Below are 23,539 nucleotides of genomic sequence, written 5' to 3' on the forward strand. Positions count from 1 at the left end.
CGCTCTGCGTCGCATGCCGTTCTGGACGCTCTGCGTCCGATCCTGGATGCATTGGTCAGGGCACGAGCGTCGCAACGTCAAAAGCTCAATCCCTGAGCGCAATCTTCTTGCCGCGTCGCGCAGCGATATCGCTGGCCTGGCCGTCGCGCTGCTTGCCCGTACGCGCCTGGGTGATGAGTGCCGGGATCAGTGGGCCTTCGGGCAGGTTTTTCCAGAAGCGTGAAGGGAAATGACCTTCCATGACCTTGGGGTTGAGGCGGGCAGGGTTGAAGATGTGGCTGTAATAGGTCAACCACAATTCGCAGTGCGGGTCTTCGACCTGTCGGGCCATTGTTTGCCACTCTTCAGGGCAACGGCGTTCGTGGATCAGTTGCTTGCCGTCGTAATATACGCCGTCTTGTGGCGTGGCAATCATCCAGCGGTGCTGGCCCATGCGGCCGATGAAATGCTCGCTGGCACTGAGCAGAATATCGTGGGCAGGTTCATGCCAGGCCACGTATTGCGGGCGCATGATCGCCGCATCGTTGTCGGCCGGCGGCAATGCGACAAAACGCAAAAAGGCATGCAGGTGATGCGCCTCGCGGCGTACAGCCTTGAGACGTCGATGCAGCTCGCTGCCCAGTTTGTCGCCAGCCATCATGGCCGTGCGGTCCCCGTGAGTGACGCGCCACAGCACTTCGTACAGCAAACTCCAGCGCTGTTCGCCTCGATAGCGCGATGTGCTTTGCAGCAGTTGCAGCAATTCCAGCGGCACACGGGCTTGAAACGGGCCGGACTCCTCTGGGTATTGTTCCTCGCTGCCAAACAGGTCGGCGGCATCGGGGGATTTCCAGCTGACCTGGCTGGGGTCAATTTCATGGCTCAACAACCAGCGCGCTTGCAGCCGCCAGGTGTCGAACAGGTCGTCACAGTCGAGGCAGATCATCCCCATAGCCCCATTTGCTGCGGTTGCGGCCGGTCACGCAACTGGTGATGGAGGAACTCGCTGGTGGTTTCAGCATGCGGCGGGTGGTAATCACTGGTGATGATGAACGGCTTGGCCTTGGCCAGTATGCAGCGCATGCGCGTCAGGTCTTCGTAGCGGATGCGCCGCTGCATGCGCAGTTCGACCAGCCGCTGTGTGGTGCGGATACCTATGCCTGGCACCCTCGCAATCAGTGCCGCGTCGGCCTTGTTCAGGTCCAGCGGAAATACCTGTCGGTTACCCAGCGCCCAGGCCAGCTTGGGGTCGATGTCCAGCGCCAGATCGCCGGGGCCGCTGAGCAATTCGCCTGCGGTAAAGCCGTAGCCGCGCAGCAAGAAGTCGGCCTGATACAGCCGGTGCTCGCGCATCAAGGGCGGCGCGGCCAGCGGCACGCTGTTGGGGCTGTTAGGGATCGGGCTGAACGCCGAGTAATAGACCCGGCGCAGCTTGAAGTCGCTGTAAAGCGACTGCGCACTGTGCAGAATGGTGCTGTCATCGGTGGCGTCGGCGCCAACGATCATCTGGGTACTTTGCCCGGCCGGGGCAAAGCGCGGCGAGCGCGGTTCGTTGCGCACGGTCTGTTCGCCGGTGTAAATCGTCTGCATGGCCTGCTTGATGGACGCGACGTCTTTTTGCGGCGCAAGGGTTTGCAGGCTGACGTCCGTGGGCAGCTCGATATTGACGCTCAGGCGGTCCGCGTAACGCCCGGCTTTTTCGATCAGCGCCGGGTCAGCGTCGGGGATGGTCTTGAGGTGGATATAGCCGCGAAACTCGTGCACTTCGCGCAGCAAACGCGCCACTTCAACCAACTGTTCCATGGTGTAATCCGCCGAGCGGATGATCCCGGAACTCAAAAACAGCCCGCTCACGCAATTGCGACGGTAGAAGTCCAGGGTCAGGGTGACCACTTCTTCAGGCGTAAAGCGCGCGCGGGGCACATCACTGGAGCGACGGTTGACGCAGTACTGGCAGTCGTACAGACAGAAATTGGTCAACAGGATTTTCAGCAGCGAAACGCAGCGCCCGTCAGGCGTATAGCTGTGGCAGATGCCCATTCCGTTGGTGGAACCCAGCCCGGATTTGTTCTGCGAGCTGCGCTTGGGTGCTCCACTGCTGGCGCACGACGCATCGTACTTGGCGGCGTCGGCCAGGATGCTGAGCTTGTCGATGAGCTCCATGAAGTGCCCCTTAACTGTTTGGATGTACAGTATAGGGTTGTCCGTGCAGACTCAAGCAGCCTTACTCTGATCAGACCGAAGGTCGACGCACCCGTTAGCTCTGCAGCCGCTGTAAACTTAAATGTTATTTTATAACGGAAAAACGTATGGCTATGTAATACTGTAACGAATAGTTGCAGGTTACTCTCGCGTGAAAATTCCTTCTACCTCTTCAGTAGCAAGTGCTTCGATATCAGGCTCCGTTCTGGCTCAGCCAGCCTGGAAGCGGGTCCTGTTTTCTCTGGCCATATTGGCGTTGCTGTGGCTGGCCATCGGCTGGTCGGTGGCCATTCCGTGAGCGCTGCCATTGCCCTGGAAAACCTGACCGTCGCCTACGAGCGTCGCCCGGCGGTGCACCACATCAGCGGGCGCTTCGAGGCGGGCAGCCTGACGGCGATTGTCGGGCCGAATGGCGCGGGCAAATCGACCCTCATCAAAGCCATCGCCGGCACAATGAAACCGGCCCAGGGGCATATCGACCGGGGCCATCTGGCGACCCGCACGATTGGCTACCTGCCGCAGGCCGCGGAGATCGACCGCAGCTTTCCGCTGAGTGTTGCCGACACCGTTTCGATGGGCGCCTGGCACAGCATCGGGCCATTTCGCAGCCTGACGCGCAATCATGCTCGCCTGACCCAAGAGGCCTTGCACACGGTCGGGCTGGAAGGGTTTGAAGCGCGCAGCGTTGGCTCGCTGTCATCCGGGCAGTTTCAGCGTGTGCTGTTTGCGCGCCTGTTGTTGCAGGACGCTTCGGTGATCCTGCTGGACGAGCCGTTCACCGCCATCGACGCACGCACCACCCGTGACCTGCTGGAACTGGTGCGGGTCTGGCACGGGCAGGGCAGGACGGTCATCGCCGTGCTGCACGATATCGAACAGGTCAGGCAGCACTTTCCGCAAACCCTGCTGATGGCCCGCGAAGCCATTGCCTGGGGTGAGACCTTGCACGTGCTCAGCGACGCCAACCTGCGTAAGGCGCGCAACATGGCTGAATACTGGAGCCCCGACGCCTCGCTGTGTGATGCCGAGGATGAACGCTCATGATGCTGTATAGCCTGATTGTCGAGCCGTTTGTCGAGTTCGGTTTCATGCGCCGCGCGCTGGTGGCGTGCCTGGCATTGGGGATTGGCTCAGGCCCGGTGGGTGTGTTGCTGATGCTGCGGCGCATGAGTCTGGTCGGCGATGCGATGAGCCATGCGGTTCTGCCAGGGGCTGCGGTGGGTTTCATGATCGCCGGTCTGTCGCTGCCTGCGATGGGCTTTGGCGGGCTGATCGCCGGGCTGGCGGTGGCGTTGCTGTCCGGGCTGGTCAGCCGGCTGACCTCGCTGCGTGAAGACGCCAGTTTTGCCAGCTTTTACCTGACTTCATTAGCTGCCGGGGTGCTGATCGTCTCGCTGCATGGTTCCAGTGTTGACCTGTTGCATGTGCTGTTCGGCACCATTCTGGCCATCGACGACACCGCCATCTACATGGTGGGCAGCATTGCATCGTTCACGCTGGTGCTGTTGGCGGTGATCTATCGCCCGCTGGTACTGGAGTGCTTCGATCCGGGGTTTCTGCGCGCAGTCGGCGGGCGCGGCTCGCTGTACCACGTGCTGTTCCTGTTGCTGGTGGTGCTGAACCTGGTCGCAGGTTTTCAGGCGCTGGGCACCTTGATGGCGGTGGGCATGATGATGCTGCCTGCCACCGCCGCACGTTTCTGGAGCAATTCGCTGAGTGGCCTGATGGTCATTTCGACGTTGATTGCCACGCTGTCCGGGCTGATCGGCCTGATCGTTTCCTACCACCTTGGCGTCGCTTCGGGACCGGCCATCGTCCTGACCGCCAGCGCGTTTTACGGCTTGTCCCTATTGTTCGGGCGCACGGGCATCGTGCGTCGACTGTTCCCCAAACCTCACCTGGCTCACTGAAAAGGTATGTCATGAAACGATTGATGGTGTTGAGTTCCCTCGCTGCACTGGCGCTGTCGGCATTTGCCAGCCTTGCCCAGGCCAAACCGCTGGAAGCGGTGGCATCGTTCACGGTAATCGCCGACATGGTCAGCACCGTCGGCGGCGACCGTGTCCATGTCAAATCGCTGATCGGCCCCAATGGCGACCCGCACGTCTACGAGCCGACGCCCGGCGACGCTCAGGCGCTGAAGAATGCCGACCTGGCGTTCGTCAGTGGTCTGCATCTGGAAGGCTGGATGGACCGGCTGATCAAGGCGTCGGGCTACAAGGGCCAGCCGGTGGTGCTTTCCGAGGGTATCAAGACCCGCAGCATGGACGAAGATGGCAAGCGCATTGTCGATCCGCATGCGTGGAACAGTGCGGCGAACGGGGTGGTTTACGTGCGCAATATCATCGCTGCGCTGAAAAAAGCTGATCCACAAGGGGCCAGTGAATATCAAGCCAATGGCGAACGTTACATTCTTGAATTGCAGCAACTGGATCTATACGCCCGCGATCAGATCCATTCGATTCCTGCGGCCAACCGCAAGATTCTCACCTCTCATGACGCGTTCGGTTATTTCGGCGATGCCTACGGTGTGACGTTCCTGTCACCGTTGGGGCTGTCCACCGAGTCTGAAGCCTCCGCAGCCGATGTCTCGAAACTGATCCGTCAGATCAAGGCCGAGCACGTCAGCGCCTACTTCTTCGAGAACTCCAGTGACCCGCGTCTGGTCAAGCAGATTGCCGAAGCCAGCGGTGCTCAGCCGGGCGGCGAGCTGTATGTGGAGTCGTTGTCGCCCGCAGACGGTCCGGCAGCGACTTACGCGAAGATGTTTCGCTACAACGTCGATACCCTGACAGCGGCCATGAAGCGCAATCAATAAACTGACAGTCGCGCAGCTCAGGATTTGCCGGAGCTGCGCGAGTCGGCGCCTCAGTTGTTCAGGAATTTGAACACGGTGGTCTGGGTGTAGGCCTTGCCTGGGTCCAGCCGGGTGCTGGGGAATTTCGGCTGATTGGGCGCGTCAGGGTAGTGCTGGGTCTCCAGCGTGAAAGCGCCCCAGTGCGGATAGACCTTGCCGCCCTTGCCGTGAATGCTGCCATCCAGGAAGTTGCCGGTGTACAGCTGCACGCCGGGCTCGGTAGTGAACAATTGCAGCGTGCGGCCCGATTGCGGGTCGCTGACCTCGGCGGCGAGTTTCTTCACATCACCTTTGCTGTCCAGCACCCAGTTGAAATCAAAGCCGCCCTGTTTGGGTTCGGCATATTTCAGCTGCTGATGGTCATCCTTGATGTGTTTGCCGAACGCGGTGGGTTTGAGGAAGTCCACCGGTGTGCCGGCGACGGCAGGCAGTTCGCCCGTCGGGATCAGCGTGTCGTTGACCGGGGTGTAGTGCGAAGCGTGAAGGGTGGCAACCTGTTTGAGCACATCGCCGCTGCCTACACCCGCCAGGTTGAAATAGCTGTGGTTGGTCAGGTTCAGCACCGTGGGTTTGTCGGTGGTGGCGCGGTAGTCGATTTTCAACTCGTTCTTGTCGTTCAGGCTGTAGGTGACTTCAGTCTGCAACCTACCCGGGAAACCCATCTCGCCGTCCGGCGACACGTAGGTCAGCTTCACGCCGACCGAATCAGCGGTCTTGGTTTCTTCCGCCTTCCAGAGTCGCTTGTCGAAACCTTTGTCGCCGCCGTGCAGGGCATTGGTTTTGTCGTTCTGCGGAACCTGGTAGGTCTTGCCGTCCAGACTGAATTTGCCGCCCGCCAGTCGGTTGCCGAAGCGACCGATGGTCGCGCCGAAATAGACCGTGCCGTTGTTCTGATAGCCCTGCACGTCGTCGAAGCCCAGCACGATGTCATCCACCTTGCCAGCCTTGTCGGGCACCAGCAGTGATTGCAGGGTTGCGCCATAAGTGATGATGCTGGCCTGCACGCCATGGCTGTTGCGCAGGGTATATTTCTCGACGGCGGTGCCGTCGGGCAGTTGGCCAAAAGCGCTGTGTTCGCTGGAGAGTGCTGCGGCCTGTGCGGTCAAGGTGCTGATCATCAAGGACAGTCCGAAGGTGCTGAGAAGAGCATGCTTTTTCATCTGATCTACCCGCTTTTATTGTTATTGGTAAGACTATTTGACCGGATTTCATCCGATGCATGCATTTATAGTCGATAAAATGCCGCTTGAAAAATGAATTGTAATACTATTTAGTAGTGCAAGCGGTACTGAGCGGTAGAAGGCAGCGTGCAAGCGCGTCGAGCCACCTTAGCCGATCTGACCCTGCTTTTTCGCCCGGCAGGCCCAATCCACGAGAATCGGGCTGTCGGGATGCGCAGGCTGGCAACGCGCCTCATAAGCCGTGCCATGCTTGCAGAAGCAACACAGACACATCAAAAAGTGCCTTTACAACAATAACAAAGGACATTTTTCATGAACTGGCTGCCCGTTTCCGAGCACCGTTTCAAACTGGCCGAAGGCGCCTTCTGGGATGCCGAAGAACATGCCCTGTACTGGGTCGACATTGCCGGATTTCTGGCCTGTCGGCTGATCGCCGGGGAGTATCGTCAATGGCGCATGCCCGAGCCGGTGTCTGCGTTTATCCCCACTGAGCAGGGCGATGCCCTGGTGACACTGGCCAGCGGCGTCTATCGCCTGGACCTGACCTCTGAAAAAACCTCATTGTCATTGTTCTGCGTGGCAGACCCTACCCCCGGTAACCGCGCCAACGAAGCCCGCTGCGATACGAGCGGTCGCCTCTGGCTGGGCAGCATGCAGAACAATATCGATGCTGAAGGCGGCGATGTACCTCTGGTTCGTCGTTCGGGCGGGCTATTTCGGGTCGATGCCGACGCGAGTGTGACGCGTTTGCTGGACGGGCAGGGCATCGTCAACACTTTGCTCTGGAATGCCGACAGCAGCGTGCTGTACAGCGCCGATACCCTCGATGAGGTTATCTACCAATACCCCGTGCTGGCAGATGGCACGCTGGGGCCACGCCAGATCTGGGCGGCCGAGCAAAGCCGTGGTTCGCCCGACGGTTCGGCGATGGATGCCCAGGGCTATGTCTGGAACGCACGCTGGGGTGGCAGTTGCCTGATCCGCTTTGCGCCCGATGGCAGCGTCGATCGGGTTGTCGATTTACCGGTCAGCCATCCCACCAGTTGCGTGTTCGCAGGTCCCGACCTGCAGACGCTGTATGTCACCAGTGCAGCGCCTGGCGATGCGCATGGCCAGTTCGACGGCGCGGTACTGATGGCGCACGTCGGCGTCAGCGGCAAGGCATGTCAGCGGTTTGCAGGCTGACGAAGCGTGCGCGGCCGACCGCATTTACAAGAGTGACATTCGGTTACATAGCGGTCATTCATTATATGGTATGACTATTTGATCGGTTCTGGGCGCATCCGCGTTCTCGACCGCCACCTCGCTGAACGTTGTAGCTATTCAATAAAAATAAGGAGTTAGCTATGTTGAGTCGTCACGGGATTCGTTCCCTGTGCTGTGCCGCCGTCACCACTGCCATTCTCGGCATGAGTGGCGTCACCTCTGCCGCTGAAGAAGTCAAAATCGGCTTCCTGGTCAAGCAGGCTGAAGAGCCGTGGTTCCAGACCGAATGGGCATTTGCCGAAAAAGCCGGCAAGGAGCATGGTTTTACGGTGCTCAAGATTGCCGTGCCAGACGGTGAAAAGACCCTTTCCGCTATCGACAGCCTGGCCGCCAACGGCGCCAAGGGCTTTGTGATCTGCCCGCCCGATGTTTCTCTGGGCCCTGCAATCGTGGCCAAGGCCAAGGCGCTCGGCCTGAAAGTCATGGCCGTGGACGATCGTTTTGTCGACGCCAAAGGCAACTTCATGGAGGACGTGCCGTATCTGGGCATGGCAGCCTTCGAAGTGGGCCAGAAGCAGGGGGCCGCCATGGCCACCGAAGCGAAGAACCGCAAGTGGGATGAGGGCGGATGGAAAGGCACCTACGCGATCATCAACACCTACAACGAACTGGACACCGGCAAGAAACGCACCGACGGTTCTGTGAAGGCGCTTGAAGAGGCCGGTTTGCCGAAAGATCACATCCTGTTCACCGCGCAGAAAACCCTTGATGTACCGGGCAGCATGGACGCCACCAACTCGGCGCTGCCAAAACTGCCGGGCGATGCGAAAAACCTGATCATCGGCGGCATGAACGACAACACCGTACTGGGTGGCGTACGCGCTACCGCCAGCAACGGTTTCAGCGCCAAAAACGTGATCGGTATCGGCATCAACGGCACCGATGCCATCGACGAACTGAAGAAAAAGGAAAGCGGCTTCTTTGGCTCGATGCTGCCAAGCCCGGACAAGGAAGGCTACAACACCGCGCTGTATATGTATAAGTGGGTCACCGAAGGTGTGGAGCCGCCTAAATACACCGCCATGGACGACGTGACATTGATCACCCGCGCCAACTTCCAGGAAGTATTGACCAAGATCGGTCTGTGGAAGTGAGCTGAACGAGGGGCCTGATTTTCAGGCCCCTCACACGTGCGAGGAGGTTGGTTTCATGCAACAGGCTATCGAGCAAACAGCCACAGGCGGTGCCTTGCGCTTCAATGGCATCGGCAAGGTATTTCCCGGCGTCAAGGCGCTTTCGGACATCAGCTTCGAGGCCCGCCCTGGCAGTGTCCATGCGCTGATGGGGGAGAACGGCGCAGGCAAATCCACGCTGCTGAAGATTCTGGGCGGCTCTTATCAGCCCAACAGCGGCGCCCTGCAGATCGGTGAGCACAGCTACCAGTTCAAATCCACTGCCGAAAGTATCGCGGCGGGTGTGGCGGTGATTCACCAGGAGCTGCATCTGGTGCCGGAAATGACCGTCGCCGAGAACCTGCTGCTCGGGCATATGCCCAACCGTTTTGGCCTGATCAATCGCGGCGCCATGTACCGTCGGGCCGGTGAGTTGCTCAAAGGTCTGGCCGACGAGATCGACCCGCGTACTCGCTTGGGCGACCTGTCGTTGGGCCAGCGGCAACTGGTGGAAATCGCCAAGGCCATGTCGCGCAACGCTCATGTCATTGCTTTCGACGAACCCACCAGCAGCCTGTCGGCACGTGAAATTGACCGTTTGATGGCGATCATCGTGCGGCTGCGGGATGAGGGCAGGGTGATTCTTTATGTGTCGCATCGCATGGAAGAAATCTTCCGCGTTTGCGATGCCGTGACCGTCTTCAAGGACGGTCGCTTTGTCAAAACCTTCGAGCAGATGGCTGATCTGGACCACGACCGGCTGGTGACTTGCATGGTCGGTCGCGATATTCAGGACATCTACAACTATCGTCCACGTCAGCATCAGGGGCCGAGCCTGCGGGTGACCGGTCTGTTGGGGCCGGGCTTGCAGGAGCCTGTGAGCTTCACTGTGCAGAAAGGCGAGGTACTGGGCTTTTTCGGGCTGGTGGGCGCGGGTCGTACCGAGTTGTTTCGCATTCTTTCCGGGCTGACGCGCAGCACTGCCGGCAGCCTGCAACTGGACGGCCAGCCGCTGACCTTGAAGTCGCCGCGTGATGCCATTGCGGCCGGGGGGCTGCTCTGCCCGGAAGACCGCAAGAAAGAAGGTATCGTGCCGCTGTCCAGCGTCGCGGAGAACATCAACATCGGTGCGCGGCCCCGTCATGTGAATCTCGGCTGCCTGATCCAGGGCGGCTGGGAGCGGGACAACGCGCGTACTCAGATCAAGTCGATGAACGTCAAGACGCCATCGCCCGAGCAACAGATAATGTTCCTGTCCGGCGGTAATCAGCAGAAGGCCATTCTCGGCCGCTGGCTGTCGATGCCGATGAAAGTGCTGTTGCTGGACGAGCCCACTCGCGGCATCGATGTCGGTGCCAAATCCGAGATCTACGAGATCATTCACAAGCTGGCCGCCGATGGCATTGCCGTGATCGTGGTGTCCAGCGACCTGATGGAAGTCATGGGCATTTCCGATCGCATTCTAGTGATGAGCGAAGGCGCCATTACCGGTGAACTCAACCGCGACGAGGCTGACGAGTCGCGACTTCTGCAATTGGCTCTGCCACGCACGCGCGGCTAAAACGGTCCCCTGACCATGAACAATAAAAAAGAGGTGCGTATGTCTACCGAATCCAGCCTTCAGGCTCCCCGTCAGGGCATGAACCTGCGTCGTTTTGTCGATGACTGGGTGATGCTCCTGGCTGCCGTGGGAATCTTCCTGCTGTGTGCCGTGTTCATCGACAACTTCATGTCGCCCCTGAACATGCGCGGTCTTGGCCTGGCGATTTCTACTGTGGGTATTGCCGCCTGCACCATGCTGTTCTGCCTGGCGTCCGGGCACTTCGACTTATCGGTGGGCTCGGTGCTGGCTTGCTCCGGGGTCATTGCCGGTATCGTCATTCGCGACACCGACAGCGTGTTTCTCGGTGTGTCGGCAGCGCTGGCGCTGGGGCTTGTGGTGGGCCTTATCAACGGCATCGTCATCGCCAAGCTGCGCATCAATGCGCTGATCGCGACATTGGCGACCATGCAGATCGTACGCGGGCTGGCCTATATCTTCTCCAACGGCAAGGCCGTCGGTGTTTCCAACGAAGACTTCTTCATCTTCGGTAATGGCCAGATCTACGGCGTGCCGGTGCCCATCCTGATCACCATTGCCTGCTTCATGTTCTTCGGCTGGCTGCTCAACTACACCACCTACGGGCGCAACACCATGGCCATCGGCGGTAACCAGGAAGCTGCGTTGCTGGCAGGCGTGCATGTCGATCGCACCAAGATCATCATCTTCGCGGTACACGGCCTGATCGGCGCACTGGCGGGTGTAGTGCTGGCCTCCCGCATGACCTCGGGCCAACCGATGATCGGCCAGGGCTTTGAGTTGACCATCATCTCGGCCTGTGTGCTGGGCGGTGTCTCGCTGAGCGGCGGTATCGGCATGATTCGTCATGTGATCGCAGGCGTGCTGATTCTGGCAATCATCGAGAACGCGATGAACCTGAAGAACATCGACACCTTCTACCAGTACGTGATTCGCGGCACGATTCTGTTGCTGGCGGTGATCATCGACCGGATGAAGCGTCGCTGAGCTGCACAGGGCGCTGGCTCCCATGAGCCAGCGCCTTGCCGTCACACCGAATTCAATCCCTTCTCGCGCCTCATCTGCGTAACCAGCGTAAAGCGGTCTTCGGGATGAATGGTTTCTGACACCACCATCAAGACGCCTGTGTCATCACGATACTGACGCAGAATCTTCAGTCCCGGTGAGCCTGTCTCTGCATTCAGGCTTTTGGCGTTTTCGTTCGTCAACAGTACGGCGCGTACCTGCTGGTCGATCACCTCGATATGGCGGCCAAAATGCTGTTCGATCAATGCTGCGATCAGTTCTCCGGGCTGCTCGCGGGCCAGTTCGATCACCTCGCTGTAAATTTCCTGAGCGTATACGTCGGTCCAGCACAGCGGTGCCAGCGGGTTGTCGCAGTCAACCCGAATGCTTGACACACAAAAGTAGTGCTCTCCCGGTATCAGCCCCAGACGCCTGGCCTGGGCGATGTCTGCCACAAAATGGCTGACGTTCCGGATGCTGCGCACTTGGGTTTCGGCCAGATGCGCCAGATCTGCAACGGTCGCCAGCGATTGCGAATAGCCGCCTCTGGGCGATGCCGATTCGACCCGCGTGCCGACACGCTTGCGTCGTGACACCAGGCCCTGCGTCTGCAACTGGGTAATTGCGGCGCGAACTGTATGGCGGCTGACGGCGTAAAGCTCGCACAACTCAAACTCGGTCGGCAGCAGCGAGCCGACCGGGTAACGACCACTGGCGATGGCCTCGATCAGGTCTTTGGCAACCACTGCGTAACGTGTTTCGTTCATGCCTTTTGTCAGCTCTGTGGTTTAAGCGAGTTGACAGTGTATCAGTGCGGGCGTAAGAATTATGTACGGACATATATAATATGTACGATCAATAACAACATAATCAGGACCTCGCTCATGTCCAGCACCGTTTTTGACTCCGCCCTGTTTCGCGACATGTTCGGCACCGCCGAAATGCGCGCTGTGTTTTCCGATAAGTCCCTCATCGAACGTTACATCGAAGTAGAAGTGGCGCTGGCCCGCGCCGAAGCCCGGTGCGGCGTTATTCCTGCTGACGCCGCCGAACAGATCGCTGCGCTGGCCACCTACGAGTCGCTTGATCTGACGCTTATGCAGCATGAAACCGAGATCGTCGGTTATCCCATCCTGCCGCTGGTGGAGCAGTTGTCAAAAACCTGCGGCGAGGCTGGCCGTTATGTGCATTGGGGCGCAACCACCCAAGACATAATGGACACCGCCGTTGTACTGCAGGTGCGCGCTGCGCTGGCCATCGTCGAGCGTGATATCCAGGCCGTACGTGGTTTGCTTGCTGACCTCGCGTTGCGTTATCGCACTACGCCGATGGCGGGGCGTACCCACCTGCAACATGCGCTGCCGATCACCTTCGGTTACAAATGTGCGGTATGGCTGAGTATGTTTGACCGTCACGCAGAGCGTCTGGTCGAGCTGCGTCCGCGTGTTGAGATCGGTCAGTTTGCGGGAGCTGCCGGTACGCTTGCCTCATTGGGCGACAAGGGGCTGGAGGTGCAGGAAGCGCTGATGAGCGAACTGCAACTGGGTGTGCCGCAGGCGACATGGCATGTGGCGCGTGATGGTCTTGCGGAGACACTCAACTTTCTGGGGCTGGTGACCGGCTCGCTCGGCAAGGTTGCGCTGGACGTCATGATGATGATGACCAGCGAGTTGGGCGAGGTGTACGAGCCCTTTGTCAAAGGACGTGGCGCCAGCAGCACCATGCCGCAGAAGCGCAACCCGATATCGTGCGAACTGATGTATGCCGCGGCCAAGGGGGTACGTCAGCACGCCGGGCTGATGCTGGATGCCATGATTCAGGATTTCGAGCGTTCCACAGGCCCGTGGCAAGCCGAGTGGATCGCCATTCCAGAGGCTTTCGCCCTCAGCGCAGCGTCTCTGGGACAGGCGAAGTTCATGCTCGCCGGGCTGGAGGTGCGTACCGAACGTATGCGTCAGAACCTGGACATGACTCAGGGGCTGATCGTTGCCGAAGCGGTGATGATGGGCCTCGCACCAGCGCTCGGCCGTCAGGTTGCTCACGACGTGGTGTATGCCGCCTGCCGCATGGCCAACGATCAGCGCATCAGCCTGCTGGATGCACTGTTGGCGCAAGGCGAAGCCACAGCGCAACTGGATATCGAAGAACTCAAGCGTTTGACCGATCCGGCCAATTACCTGGGGCTTGCGCCGCAAATGGTGGACATCGCCCTTGCGCGTCCTGGTGCTATTAAACGTTGAGTCATCTCGCCTCTGGTTCACCCGGAGGCGAACAGTCCTGCAGCCGCTCTTAATAACAACAACGAGATCGCAGACATGTCTTCATACAGCAAGAAACCGTTCTACAGAGACCTGACGTTTCAGGTAGTAGCCGCCATGCTGTTGGGTATCGCCTTTGGCTTTATCGCTCCAGAGCTGGCTGCCAAATTCAAGATTCTCGGCGACATTTTTCTCAAACTGATCAAGACCGCCGTTGCGCCATTGGTGTTTTTCACCGTTGTGCATGGCATCGCATCGGCGGGGGATATCAAACGCGTCGGAAAAGTAGGGTTGCGTGCGTTGATTTATTTCGAAGTGGTGTCGACCATTGCTTTGGCGATCGGCTTGCTGTGGGGCAACCTGCTGCAGATCGGTTCTGGCATGCACGACGCGCACCCCAGTAGCGCTACGGCTGCCGCATCGGCAGCGGCGGTCGCCAAAGGGCACGCACCGGCTTCGACGATGGATTTCATCTACGGAATCTTTCCGGATAATTTCGTCGGTGCGTTCGCCGGTGGCCAGTTGCTGCAGGTGCTGGTGATTTCCGTGCTGTTCGGTTTTGCCCTGCTGTCACTCAAGGAGGAACGTCGGACAGTGATCGAAGAAGGCCTGAGCCGGATTTCCGAATGTTTCTTCGAGTTCATCAACCTGATCATGAAGTTCGCGCCGCTGGGTGCATTTGGTTCGGTGGCCTACGCAGTGGGCAGCAACGGGACCGCAGTGCTGATGTCGCTGGCCAATCTGGTGCTGATGTTTTATCTGTGCATCGCGTTTTTCATCTTTGTTGTGCTGGGCATTGTGTGCCGGATTTCCGGTTTCAGCCTGTGGCGTTTCCTCAAGTACATCAAGGATGAAATTTTCATCGTACTGGGCACCGCTTCTTCGGAAAGCGCCTTGCCGCGCCTGCTACAGAAACTGGAAAAATTCGGTTGCTCGAAACAAAGCGTCGGCCTGGTGCTGCCCACCGGTTATGCATTCAATCTGGACGGCACGTCGATTTACATGTCGTTATGCGTGCTATTTATCGCCAATGCCTACGGTGTGCCGCTGAGCTGGGAGCAGCAGTTGGGTATCATCGCGATCATGCTGGTGACCTCCAAAGGTGCGGCAGCGGTGTCCGGTGGCAGTTTCGTGGTGTTTGCCGCCACAGTGACAGCCATTGGCGTGCTGCCCGCCGAGGGCCTGGCGCTGCTGTTCGGTGTCTATCGGTTCATGTCGATGGCCATCGCGACCTGCAATACCATTGGTAACAGCGTGGCAACAGTGGTTGTCTCCAAATGGTCGGGCGAGTTTACCGAGCAGACTGCTCGTCGCGAGTACCACCGGGTGCTGGGGCGCAAGCTGGAGGCGGCGCTCTGAGCGTGTCGGCTGTTGACTTCAATTTTGCAGTACAGAGCAGCCGCAACGTTTAAGGTGCGGCTGCTGTTTCGGTGAGGTGCTTTTAGCCGCGAGGGCAAGGGAGGCCGGTATCATCACAGGCGGTGTTGATACGCAAGCCGCTTTTCAGCCTCGTCGCTACTTGCAGTGGTGCCGATGTGGTGCGGGTGGCTTCAGTCTTGCCGGCCTCTTGCACGAGCGCGTGTTTGCCATCGACAGCGGGTGCGGTTTGTATACCGGTGGCGGCAAATGCCGTGCCCTGCAGGCCGATGATTGCAACGGTTGTGACAACGAGAACTTTCAATGCGGACTTTGCTGTTACTCGGTTCATGATGTTTCCTCTGCGTGGATGAATGATTGAATAGCGACAAGTTGCTGAATGGCTGAGTGAGGTTCTATTTCGATAATGTACGTTGTTTGTTGCGATAATAATACTCATCGAAACATGAACAAAGTTTAACTTAGTGTGCTTATTAATAGGCAGGCATCGATGATTGTATGGTGGTGATCATCTAATAAGTATGCCAGCGTTAGTATGCATTTATTATCAGGCTGACGGGTACTGCACTGTCTGAACCCGAAAGTCCAGCCTCGCGCGGGTGCCCAGTGTCGGCATCGATTCGAGGGGCAGCGTCCACTGAAAACGCTCGCAGATTCGCCGCACCAGGAACAGCCCCAGGCCTTTCCCGATGCCTGTTCTGGTCGAGTTTCTCAGCAGTGACAGGTAGTGGCGGTCGGCTTGCGCCGTGTCGAAGCCTTCGCCCGAATCGGTCACGCTCAACACGCCTTCCTTGAGTTGCACGGCAATTGTTCCGTCGTAGGTATTTCGGCGGCATTGCGCAACAGGTTGCCGATGGCGATGCGGCAGCAGATCACCGTCGGGCACGCTGTCGCCCCAGATGAGCAGCTCCAGCTGCGCGCGTGTGACAACGTGCGGCGAGTTGCGCATCAGAACCCTCCAGCAGGGTTCGTCGGATCGGCGAAAAGGGCAGCTGGACGCCGCCACGCATGATGGTTTATGTGCCAAGGTCGAAACACAGATCAGCGACTTCCAGCACCTGCCGCACATCCGAGCGCTTGTGACTGCGCGCGGCCAGCACCCGCAGACGAATTTCCAGCTCAGGCAGGGCCAGCGGTTTGACGATGTAATCGTCCGCGCCCGATTCAAAGCCCAGTAGCTTGTCGTCCAGTTGATCCTTTGCGGCCAGCGCCAGATTGTCTTCGACGATTAAAACACTCAGTGATCGTTCGATCATGATGGGCTCACAGTGAGTCGATTTCAGGCGCTGCACAGGCAGTTTGCTGCATCAGAACTTCCTCGAAATGCCGATGAACATCGACGTGGAACTGTCTGTGTCACGCTCCAACAGCGGGCTGTCGCTCAGTTCATCCGGCAGTGCGCTGTAGCGCAGGTTGCCCGAGACTTCCCATTGTTTGCCGATGGGTTGGGAGAATCCAAGCCCCACATAGGACACCGTGGCGCTGCCTGGGCGGTACTGGGCAATGCCGCGTTGCTCTTCTTCTTTCAGAGTACCGTAGTAGTAATCCACCAGGTTGCCAGACATATGGGTGGCACCGGTGTTGGGCTTGAAGCGGGTGTTGCCCCAGGTGAAGGGGTACGCGTATTCAAGGTTCAGCGAGTAGCCATCGCTGGCACCGCTGATGTCGTTTTTGGCGACCACTTCAAGCTGGCCGGCAGAGCCGCGCAGTTTGGCGGCCAGTCCTGCGTCGATGCCGTTGTCGCGGTCTTCCAGCAGGTCGCGGTCGATGCCGTTTCTGGCCAGTTCGCGGCGACCAAAGTCGTCACGATCGATGCCGTCCATCTGCAGGGCAACAATGGCATCGAGGGAGAACGACTCGGTGTTGATCAGGTGGTAACCCGCGGTTACACCGTTCACGTAAAAGCGTTCGCCTTCATATTTAATCAGCGGGATCGGATTGACCTGTGTGCCGACGCCTGCATAAGGGCTCTCGCTGATTGCCGCGCCCAGGCCCAGGCTGAAATCGCCGGGTTCAGCGTGGGCGAACGGCAACGACAGGGCAGGCAAGGCAACAACGGTCAGTGCGGGAAGGAAAAAGTGTTTCATGAAGGTGGCTCTCTGAGTGATCTTTCTGACGTGCATCAGTGTGCGATGGCGCGTGTCGTTTGCATGTCGCTGTGGGTGATCTGGCCGGGTGTGCCGGTCACCCTGGCCAGATAGCGCTCGATGGCTGCCGCGAAGTCGTCCACGGCCACCAGACCGACATACCCGTCGGGCCGTACCAGAAAAATGATGTTTTCCTCAGCGCTCACGCCATAGGCTTGGCAAGCCTGAGCGGCTTCATCAACCAGACCGTCGCGGTCATCACCGATGTACGCGGGCCGCACGGCAAAGGCCTGCAGGCAGCGCTTGTCGTGGCTGTCGAACGCTTGCACCGCCGCGATGGCATGCGCACCGAACGCCAGCAATGTGAAATGCCCGCCCCTGAAGACGTCGAACAGCTGTGTGCTCCCGGAGCGCTGCTGGGAGCAGGTGGCATCGGGCGCGCGGTCGCCTGCCTGGACCTTGCCTTCGACGTTGTCGTTACTGTTCACCGAAAGCGACCTGCCGCGGTAGTTGAGCAACAATTGCCGCTCCTTGTCGCCACGCCTGAACTTGGGTATGCCGGCCCCGGTGGTGTTATTGAACAGTTCGCTGGACAACTCCAGCACTGCCGCCGCCACCGGTCTGCGTTCCTCTTCGTAGGTGTCGAGCAGTGTTTCGGGCGCGCCCCCCAGCACCGCTGCGAGTTTCCAGCCCAGGTTCCAGGCGTCCTGCACGCCGGTATTGAGGCCTTGTGCGCCTGCGGGGGTGTGCACATGGGCAGCGTCGCCCGCAAGAAACACCCGTTCGACCCGATAGCGCTCGGCCAGGCGCACATTGGGCCGGAACACTGAAAGCCACGTCGGGCTGTGCAGGCGAATCTTCTTCTCGCCGGTGGCTGCCAGCCAACGGGTCTGGAGGGTGTGCTCTGACAGCTCCGGAACGGGTTCGTCGGCGTCCAGGCGCATCATCAACTGGAACAGGTTTGAATGCGGCATTGGACACAGGCCGATCATTGCCACTGCGCTGGAGACGGTCGATGAGGTAGGCGCGCAGGCGTTCAATATGCGCATGCTTGCCGAGCGCCTTGGGTCCGGGACGGCGACGCTCTATCGGCATTTCGCCAGCAAGGACGAGATACTGATTTACGTGGTCGATAGCGTGCTGGGCGAAATGCGTACGGATCAGCCCAAGGTGGCTGAACACGCACTACAAGGGCGGGGCAGCGGCGGACATTCCTGTCAAAAGGCCTGCGCATCCGGGGCCGAGCGCCTTTATGGCGTGCTGCGCAGGCATCCGGGCATCTTGCCGTTGCTGGTGTCGCAGATACCCATCGGGCCTAACGGGCTCAAGCGCCGCGAACAGGGCATTGCGCTGTTTCTGGCTAATGACTTCCCTGCCGAGCTGGCTGCCCGTGCCTATACATCGGTCGCTCACTATGTACTGGGGTTCGCCATACAACAGCATTCAAACGCCTCAAGCGAGGCTGCGGAAGGTGAGGAGCTGGTCGAGTTTTTCGCCGCGCTTGATGCGAGCGAATACCCGGCCATTGCCACCGCCGGACGCCATCTGCCCGGTATTTCGGTGGAGGATGAGTTCAGGTTCGGCCTGAAGCTGATCATCGACGGACTGGAACTCGCAGCGTCGGCCTGGCGAAAGGCTGACGTGGGCTGAAGCTCTCCTATTGATTAAAAGCAGAAAAATATGCATGAACCTTGTGCGCTTTTCAGGGTCCTATTCGGGCCCTGAAAATCAAGGCGCACAGCGGTCATCATCCCTCCAGAGCCAGCCCCCAATGCCTCAATTGCGTTTTCTTTCCTGGTCTCTTGTCGCGCTGCTGGCACCGCTTGCCGGCGCCGCCAGTGCCAGTGGCGAGCAACAGCTGGTCGAGTCGGTCAACGACTATCGTGCTCAGCCGCAGCGTTGTGAAGCAAACACGCCCAAGGCCTCCAGGCCGTTGGTGCTCAAAGCGAACGTGGCCTTGCCAATTGATTTTTCCGGTAGTTCTCGCGAGGCGCTCAAAGCCTCGGGTTACCAGGCGGTGACGGTGCGGACCCTCCGGCTGGTCGGTGCGCAGAGCGCCAGCGAAGCGTTCGGTATGCTCAAAAGCCGCTACTGCAGCGCTTTACTCGACCCGCAGTACGCTGACATCGGTATTACTCAGGAAGGCGCCGATTGGCGTGTGGTGCTGGCCAAGCCGTTGATCGACAGCAGCAAGCTGGAAGATGCGCGTTCTGCTGGCCGACTGTTGCTGGCGCAGGTCAATGCGGCGCGGGCCAAGCCGCGGATGTGTGGCAAACGACCTTTTCCGTCGGCTCGCCCACTGGCCTGGAACACCACACTGGAAATGGCCGCGCAAGGGCACAGCCAGTCGATGGCCAGCGAAAACTACTTCAACCATCGCGGCTTCGATAACGATTCACCCGCCGATCGTGCACGCGCGGCGGGCTATGGTGGACGGCAGATTGGTGAAAACATCGCCGCAGGGCAGAGCTCTGCAAGCAAGGCGATGGCCAGCTGGCTGGCCAGCCCTGGACACTGCGCCAACCTGATGAACCCGATGTTCACTGAAATGGGCACGGCGTACGCGACGGGCAGCAACACCGATTACGGTATTTACTGGACCATGCTGTTCGGCGCGCCTTGATTAGCCGGCAAGCCGCCTGCCGCAGGCGGCTTGTCTGCCATCAGTCGGTGGCGTCAGACTTTCGAGCCACTCCAGCGAGGCGCCTCTCGCAACTCGTCACGCTTCTGTTGATCCGGCGATTTGTGCGGCTCACCGTATTCCACATGGAGTTCACCATCAAGGCGGTTAGTGGAAGAGCCGTCCTTCTGTGGCGTCTCGTCGAAGTGTTTCCATTCGGCGCTCTGGAAGCGGAACAGGCTGTCGTCTTCCGGTGCTTCGCGCTCTTTATAGTGATGGATCGAGTAGTGCGCGTATTCCACCTTGTCGCCCCAGTCGGCTTGCAACACCCCGTCAGCCGCCAGATCACGGTACCAGTCGTTCTCTTTTTCCGAGGCTTTCTGCTTTTTATTATGGTCGACGAAGTAACCGATAATTCCGCCTACTACGGCAATCACCACCCCGACCAGAAAGAACGGCCCGGCCAGCGCGGTGGCCGCAGCGCCCCCTGCACCGACCAAAGCGGCCGTTCCCAGCACCCCGGCTGACGCGCCGAACGCACCGCCGGCGATTTGCAGCCCACCAGCGGCCTGCGCGAGCTTGTCTCCGGATTTGACGCCATCCTTAATGGTGAATGCGCCCAGCACGATGTCGGCGAAGCCGCCTGCCAGATCCGTCGCAGGCCCCAGTACCTTGACCACCGAACCTGCGATCTTGCTGGCAGTTGCAGAAGGCAGCTTGGCGCCTGATGCCTGCACAGCGTCATTGAGGCGCTGGGTGATTCCTCCCATCGCCTGCCGCTCGGCTTCTGCGCCACCCGCCATGTCACCCAGCGTGGAACTGAGCCGGTAATCGTCCGTCGCGTCCAGCGCGGTGCGGATCTCGCTCAGGTTACTGGCGGAGATGCCACTGACTCTTACTTCCTTGGACTTGCCGAAGCTTTCCTTGCCCCAGATTTCCGGTAACGTCTTGTCCAGCCCGAGCATGTCCACCAGGCCGCCTTTACCCATCAGATCGCCGACCTGATCAGCCAGACGGACAAAATGGCTGGCACCGCCAGCAAAGCTCAGAAAATCCTTGGCAATGCCCAGACGTTGAATCGGTGTTTCGCCAAGCTTCCCGCCGTTACCGACCAGTTGATAAATCGCCGAGAACAGCGACACGCCGCCTGCCACAGAGCCCATCACGCCCTTACTGTTGAGGGTGTTGAAGATTTCACCCAGCTTGCCGCGATCAGCGACCGGGATGTAGGGTTTGGACAAGGCTGTCTTGATGTCCGCCTCGCTGACCGTGCCATTTTTTTGATAGGCATCGCCGATCTCCTTCAGCGCTTTGGCGATGTCGGCGGGCTTGGCGTTGCCCACAACACCTTCCTGAATAAATTTCTCGAAGGTCGGTTGCAGGAAGCGGGGCATGTCCACCAGAAAACCTTTGAGTTCTGCCTTGAGCAAGCCGAACAGGTCCTTGGTCGCCAGCGCATTGTTCTCGTCACTAATTTTTGACGGGTCAGCGACCAGATCATTGAGGTCGCTGGTCAGGCCATCGGCCTGGATGGATTGAGCGGCCTTGCTGGCACCCTCTGGATCCACCAGCGCCAGCGAGGACAGCGTGTCGCTCAGGTCCTTTTGCGCTTCCTGACCAAGCCCCTGATTTTTCAGGTCCTTGAGGTAAAGCACGTAATCGGGGTTGGCGGTCAGGTCGAGCAGCTTCTGTTTGATTGCATCCTTGTTGGGCACCTTGTCCAGCGCATCGGTCATTTTGCTCTGGTAGTCCTGCTGCACCGTGGGGTCGGAAAACAGGGTGGTCAGTTGCTCCTGCAGCTTGCCGCCATCAATGATGTCGTGCATGTCGGCCGAACTGAGCTGGGTCTGTTTGCTGTCGAACTCGCGCCAGGTGCCACCGAATGCACCTTGTGCCTCTTCATAGCCGGTCAGGCCGCGCCCGTTGTCGTAGGCAGCCTGTGCTTCTATGGCGCGGACCAGTTTGGCGCGCGGGTCGTCCTTGGGGATTTCACCCTTTTTCACACCTTCACGGTACTGATCGAGCAGTTCCTTGGTCGCCAGTTCACCGACGTTGAGCTCTTCGGACTTTTCGTCATCCTTGTCGGCCTTCACGCCGGTTTTCTGACCCATCAGATCCACATCGCCCACGGCAGGCAGGTTGTGCTTGCTGCGGGTCTCACTGATATTGCCGGTGCCCAGCTCGTTCCATTTTTCCACGACGTCATCGTACAGCTGCGGGCTTGCATCCTTGGACACGATGAACTTTCCGTCACCGTTTTCAAAGCGGATAAGCCCTGAGCCCAGCTCGTCCGGCGAGCCGATCGTGATGTTCTGATTTTTCAGGAAGTCATTGGGTTCTGCCAGTTTGTAGCCTTCTTCGCGGCTACTGTTGATCTTGTTCCACGCGTCATGAAGGGTGGTAACTTTTTCAAACAGATCAGGGGTCAGTGCTTCAGTGACGACGATATTTTCGCCTTTCTGATTGCGGTAGCTGATCTGGCTCTCTTCCTGGCCGGGTATCCAGTTGAACTCGACAATGTCGTTCAGACCGGGGAGGGGGGTATTGCCATCGGCGAGGATTTGCCCGTTGTTGACCGCTTTTTCCATCGCCGATCTTTTCTCCGGGTCGGTAACAACGGTCTGCAGGGCTGTCAGGTAATCAAACAACTTGGGATTATCGTCGCGGGCGACCACCACTTTTTCGCCGTTGTGCTCGTAACGAATGGTGTCCGGCCCGGCTTCATTCGGCGGGCCGACGGTGGTGCCGAATACCGGTGGCCAGACCTCGTTGTCGCCGGCCTTTCGATAACCTTCGGCTTCACTTTTGCTCAGCCCGGTAAGGGTTTTGAATGCATCTTTTGCAGCGCTGTACAGCTCGGGGTTATCCCGCTGGGCCACCACGACCTTATTGCCGGCGCGATCCACATAGCGCATCACGCCCGGTCCAGCTTCGTCTATCGGGCCGATCACCGCAAAGTCCCCCAGTTTTTCGGGAGGTTTTTCGTCCGCGCCTGCGACGCGATAACCCTCTTGCTGACTGCTGGCGACACCGGACAGCGACTTGAAGTCCGACGCTACTTGCTTGAAGAGTTCCGGGTTCTGTTGCTGCGACACGATGACTTTACTGCCGTCAGCAGCTTCATAGCGAATCAGCCCAGGCCCCATCTCGTCCGGCGCGCCGATACGTGCATAACCGCTCAACGTCGCAGGCACGGCGGCATCTGTGGTCGCTGGCGCATAGCCCGCCGCCACACTGGCCTTGAACCCGGCGACTTTGGGTTGATCTTCGACGACCTGTTGATAGAGCGTCGGGGTGATGGATTTGCTCACCAGCACATGATCGCCTTCTTCAGTGACGTAACGCACTGTGTCAGCGGCCACCGTGCCCGGTTTTTCTATGGACGCATAACCTCCCAGCGCCGGGGCGTTCTCGTCTGCGGCGGCTGGCCGGTACTGACTGCCATTGCGATTGATGGTCTGCAGCACCTGATTGAATAGCGTTCGTGCGTGGGTGCCCGGTGCCGGGGAGGGAAGAGGGCCAGGCGTCGGACTGATCGTGGGCGTCGACATAGCATGTAACTCCTGTTGTTAACCACTGAACTTGGGTCAGGCCGCTCGACAGATCGCCGCGCAATACCGGAGGGCCTTGCTTATCAATCGGTGTGTGCTGTTCGGGCTGGCTGGAAAGTTTGAACTGTGTCTCGTTTTAATATGATGAAGTGCGTTGCTTATTTTTCCGACACTAACATTCCAACGGGAAAAGTGGCGGTTGAGAAAACGCTTTTCACAACATTTCACAGGAGTGAATAAACAGTGCGTGCGTCGTCGGGTGGCCCGTAAACAGCCGTATCCCAGTAAGGGCGTACATGAAAATATAATTTCAATAGAAATAAACCAGAAACAAATATCAGTTTGATATCGCTGATGTTCATTGCTTTTAATCGTCTGTGAATTGCTGATTTCACAACGTTTCACAGCATTGAACAACGGACGCTGATTACTATTAATTCGCCACACAGTGAAGTGCATCTACAT

At 58.9% G+C, this 23,539-nt stretch carries 21 protein-coding genes and 1 pseudogene; 12 read left to right on the forward strand and 10 right to left on the reverse strand.

Annotated elements, in window-relative coordinates; genetic code table 11:
• Nucleotides 1-85 precede the first annotated feature (85 nt).
• Both DW49_RS0113010 and DW49_RS0113015 read right to left on the reverse strand, forming a co-directional pair.
• Nucleotides 86-931, reverse strand: coding sequence for a TIGR03915 family putative DNA repair protein (locus tag DW49_RS0113010; protein WP_024419954.1), 846 nt, complete (start codon nt 929-931; stop codon nt 86-88).
• Nucleotides 922-2,142, reverse strand: coding sequence for a putative DNA modification/repair radical SAM protein (locus DW49_RS0113015; RefSeq protein ID WP_005617792.1), 1,221 nt, complete (start codon nt 2,140-2,142; stop codon nt 922-924). The genes DW49_RS0113010 and DW49_RS0113015 overlap by 10 nt, the downstream gene beginning before the upstream one ends.
• A gap of 190 nt (nt 2,143-2,332) precedes the next feature.
• On the opposite strand from DW49_RS0113015, the gene DW49_RS1000000133110 reads away from it, so the two are divergent.
• The 4 genes from DW49_RS1000000133110 to DW49_RS0113030 are packed head-to-tail and all read left to right on the forward strand — an operon-like array spanning nt 2,333 to nt 4,999.
• On the forward strand, nt 2,333-2,479 hold the full coding sequence (locus tag DW49_RS1000000133110) for a hypothetical protein (protein WP_154655504.1): 147 nt from the start codon (nt 2,333-2,335) through the stop codon (nt 2,477-2,479).
• Nucleotides 2,476-3,225, forward strand: coding sequence for a zinc ABC transporter ATP-binding protein AztA (aztA, locus tag DW49_RS0113020; RefSeq protein ID WP_005617793.1), 750 nt, complete (start codon nt 2,476-2,478; stop codon nt 3,223-3,225). The genes DW49_RS1000000133110 and aztA overlap by 4 nt, the downstream gene beginning before the upstream one ends.
• Entirely contained in the window at nt 3,222-4,091 is an 870-nt protein-coding gene (locus DW49_RS0113025) for a metal ABC transporter permease (protein WP_003376994.1), read from the forward strand. The genes aztA and DW49_RS0113025 overlap by 4 nt, the downstream gene beginning before the upstream one ends.
• 11 nt (nt 4,092-4,102) lie before the next feature.
• Nucleotides 4,103-4,999 carry a metal ABC transporter substrate-binding protein gene (locus DW49_RS0113030; RefSeq protein WP_005617798.1) on the forward strand — a complete coding sequence of 299 codons (897 nt, stop codon included), beginning with the start codon at nt 4,103-4,105 and terminating at the stop codon, nt 4,997-4,999.
• A 50-nt stretch (nt 5,000-5,049) separates the two neighbouring features.
• Here the strand turns inward: DW49_RS0113030 and DW49_RS0113035 are convergent, their stop codons facing one another.
• Complete coding sequence (locus tag DW49_RS0113035) at nt 5,050-6,198, reverse strand: aldose epimerase family protein (protein WP_005617801.1); 1,149 nt, start codon at nt 6,196-6,198, stop codon at nt 5,050-5,052.
• A gap of 333 nt (nt 6,199-6,531) precedes the next feature.
• On the opposite strand from DW49_RS0113035, the gene DW49_RS0113040 reads away from it, so the two are divergent.
• From DW49_RS0113040 to araH, 4 genes are all read left to right on the forward strand, one after another.
• On the forward strand, nt 6,532-7,404 hold the full coding sequence (locus tag DW49_RS0113040) for an SMP-30/gluconolactonase/LRE family protein (RefSeq protein WP_005617802.1): 873 nt from the start codon (nt 6,532-6,534) through the stop codon (nt 7,402-7,404).
• 161 nt (nt 7,405-7,565) lie between these two features.
• The gene (locus DW49_RS0113045) at nt 7,566-8,579 is read left to right on the forward strand and encodes a substrate-binding domain-containing protein (protein ID WP_005617804.1); all 1,014 of its coding nucleotides are present in this window, start codon (nt 7,566-7,568) and stop codon (nt 8,577-8,579) included.
• Between the two features lie 55 nt (nt 8,580-8,634).
• Complete coding sequence (gene araG, locus DW49_RS0113050; protein ID WP_024421277.1) at nt 8,635-10,158, forward strand: L-arabinose ABC transporter ATP-binding protein AraG; 1,524 nt, start codon at nt 8,635-8,637, stop codon at nt 10,156-10,158.
• Between the two features lie 39 nt (nt 10,159-10,197).
• Entirely contained in the window at nt 10,198-11,163 is a 966-nt protein-coding gene (araH, locus tag DW49_RS0113055; RefSeq protein ID WP_003377005.1) for an L-arabinose ABC transporter permease AraH, read from the forward strand.
• 41 nt (nt 11,164-11,204) lie between these two features.
• Here araH and DW49_RS0113060 read toward each other — a convergent pair whose 3' ends face one another.
• Nucleotides 11,205-11,948, reverse strand: a complete 744-nt coding sequence (locus tag DW49_RS0113060) for a GntR family transcriptional regulator (RefSeq protein WP_005617807.1) — start codon at nt 11,946-11,948, stop codon at nt 11,205-11,207.
• Between the two features lie 117 nt (nt 11,949-12,065).
• On the opposite strand from DW49_RS0113060, the gene DW49_RS0113065 reads away from it, so the two are divergent.
• Both DW49_RS0113065 and dctA read left to right on the forward strand, forming a co-directional pair.
• Nucleotides 12,066-13,421, forward strand: coding sequence for a class-II fumarase/aspartase family protein (locus DW49_RS0113065; RefSeq protein WP_003377009.1), 1,356 nt, complete (start codon nt 12,066-12,068; stop codon nt 13,419-13,421).
• Nucleotides 13,422-13,496: 75 nt separating this feature from the next.
• The gene (gene dctA / locus DW49_RS0113070) at nt 13,497-14,798 is read left to right on the forward strand and encodes a C4-dicarboxylate transporter DctA (RefSeq protein WP_005617808.1); all 1,302 of its coding nucleotides are present in this window, start codon (nt 13,497-13,499) and stop codon (nt 14,796-14,798) included.
• Nucleotides 14,799-14,880: 82 nt separating this feature from the next.
• Here dctA and DW49_RS0113075 read toward each other — a convergent pair whose 3' ends face one another.
• The 5 genes and pseudogenes from DW49_RS0113075 to DW49_RS0113095 all read right to left on the reverse strand — a co-directional run bounded on the left by DW49_RS0113075 (nt 14,881) and on the right by DW49_RS0113095 (nt 17,952).
• A complete protein-coding gene (locus DW49_RS0113075; protein ID WP_003377012.1) occupies nt 14,881-15,120 on the reverse strand; it encodes a hypothetical protein in 240 nt (79 codons plus the stop codon).
• A 243-nt stretch (nt 15,121-15,363) separates the two neighbouring features.
• A pseudogene (locus DW49_RS01000000128330) lies at nt 15,364-15,689 on the reverse strand (ATP-binding protein).
• Between the two features lie 143 nt (nt 15,690-15,832).
• Nucleotides 15,833-16,108 (reverse strand): response regulator transcription factor family protein, encoded by a 276-nt coding sequence (locus DW49_RS0113085; RefSeq protein WP_017683242.1) that lies wholly within the window; start codon nt 16,106-16,108, stop codon nt 15,833-15,835.
• Nucleotides 16,109-16,123: 15 nt separating this feature from the next.
• On the reverse strand, nt 16,124-16,903 hold the full coding sequence (locus tag DW49_RS01000000128335) for a MipA/OmpV family protein (RefSeq protein WP_005617811.1): 780 nt from the start codon (nt 16,901-16,903) through the stop codon (nt 16,124-16,126).
• Between the two features lie 35 nt (nt 16,904-16,938).
• On the reverse strand, nt 16,939-17,952 hold the full coding sequence (locus tag DW49_RS0113095) for an FAD-dependent monooxygenase (RefSeq protein ID WP_005617812.1): 1,014 nt from the start codon (nt 17,950-17,952) through the stop codon (nt 16,939-16,941).
• On the opposite strand from DW49_RS0113095, the gene DW49_RS0113100 reads away from it, so the two are divergent.
• Both DW49_RS0113100 and DW49_RS0113105 read left to right on the forward strand, forming a co-directional pair.
• Entirely contained in the window at nt 17,846-18,553 is a 708-nt protein-coding gene (locus tag DW49_RS0113100; protein ID WP_044424421.1) for a TetR/AcrR family transcriptional regulator, read from the forward strand. The two genes, DW49_RS0113095 and DW49_RS0113100, sit on opposite strands and share 107 nt — an antisense overlap.
• A gap of 121 nt (nt 18,554-18,674) precedes the next feature.
• Nucleotides 18,675-19,526: a CAP domain-containing protein gene (locus DW49_RS0113105; RefSeq protein ID WP_024419949.1), complete on the forward strand. Its 852-nt coding sequence runs from the start codon at nt 18,675-18,677 to the stop codon at nt 19,524-19,526.
• 53 nt (nt 19,527-19,579) lie between these two features.
• Here DW49_RS0113105 and DW49_RS0113110 read toward each other — a convergent pair whose 3' ends face one another.
• Nucleotides 19,580-23,074, reverse strand: a complete 3,495-nt coding sequence (locus tag DW49_RS0113110) for a hypothetical protein (RefSeq protein WP_024419948.1) — start codon at nt 23,072-23,074, stop codon at nt 19,580-19,582.
• Nucleotides 23,075-23,539 lie beyond the last annotated feature (465 nt).

Source organism: Pseudomonas avellanae BPIC 631 (assembly GCF_000444135.1).
In the GTDB taxonomy this organism is placed as follows: Bacteria; Pseudomonadota; Gammaproteobacteria; order Pseudomonadales; family Pseudomonadaceae; genus Aquipseudomonas; species Aquipseudomonas avellanae.

Bases quoted from the DNA above. Each gene is read 5' to 3' on its own strand.
- DW49_RS0113030 (WP_005617798.1), top strand. From the start codon at position 4,103: ATGAAACGATTGATGGTGTTGAGTTCCCTCGCTGCACTGGCGCTGTCG.
- DW49_RS0113110 (WP_024419948.1), bottom strand. From the start codon at position 23,074: ATGTCGACGCCCACGATCAGTCCGACGCCTGGCCCTCTTCCCTCCCCG.
- DW49_RS0113040 (WP_005617802.1), top strand. From the start codon at position 6,532: ATGAACTGGCTGCCCGTTTCCGAGCACCGTTTCAAACTGGCCGAAGGC.
- DW49_RS01000000128335 (WP_005617811.1), bottom strand. From the start codon at position 16,903: ATGAAACACTTTTTCCTTCCCGCACTGACCGTTGTTGCCTTGCCTGCC.
- DW49_RS0113010 (WP_024419954.1), bottom strand. From the start codon at position 931: ATGGGGATGATCTGCCTCGACTGTGACGACCTGTTCGACACCTGGCGG.
- dctA (WP_005617808.1), top strand. From the start codon at position 13,497: ATGTCTTCATACAGCAAGAAACCGTTCTACAGAGACCTGACGTTTCAG.
- DW49_RS0113035 (WP_005617801.1), bottom strand. From the start codon at position 6,198: ATGAAAAAGCATGCTCTTCTCAGCACCTTCGGACTGTCCTTGATGATC.
- DW49_RS0113105 (WP_024419949.1), top strand. From the start codon at position 18,675: ATGCCTCAATTGCGTTTTCTTTCCTGGTCTCTTGTCGCGCTGCTGGCA.
- DW49_RS0113060 (WP_005617807.1), bottom strand. From the start codon at position 11,948: ATGAACGAAACACGTTACGCAGTGGTTGCCAAAGACCTGATCGAGGCC.
- DW49_RS0113095 (WP_005617812.1), bottom strand. From the start codon at position 17,952: ATGCGCATATTGAACGCCTGCGCGCCTACCTCATCGACCGTCTCCAGC.
- araH (WP_003377005.1), top strand. From the start codon at position 10,198: ATGTCTACCGAATCCAGCCTTCAGGCTCCCCGTCAGGGCATGAACCTG.
- DW49_RS0113015 (WP_005617792.1), bottom strand. From the start codon at position 2,142: ATGGAGCTCATCGACAAGCTCAGCATCCTGGCCGACGCCGCCAAGTAC.
- DW49_RS0113025 (WP_003376994.1), top strand. From the start codon at position 3,222: ATGATGCTGTATAGCCTGATTGTCGAGCCGTTTGTCGAGTTCGGTTTC.
- DW49_RS0113045 (WP_005617804.1), top strand. From the start codon at position 7,566: ATGTTGAGTCGTCACGGGATTCGTTCCCTGTGCTGTGCCGCCGTCACC.
- araG (WP_024421277.1), top strand. From the start codon at position 8,635: ATGCAACAGGCTATCGAGCAAACAGCCACAGGCGGTGCCTTGCGCTTC.
- DW49_RS0113065 (WP_003377009.1), top strand. From the start codon at position 12,066: ATGTCCAGCACCGTTTTTGACTCCGCCCTGTTTCGCGACATGTTCGGC.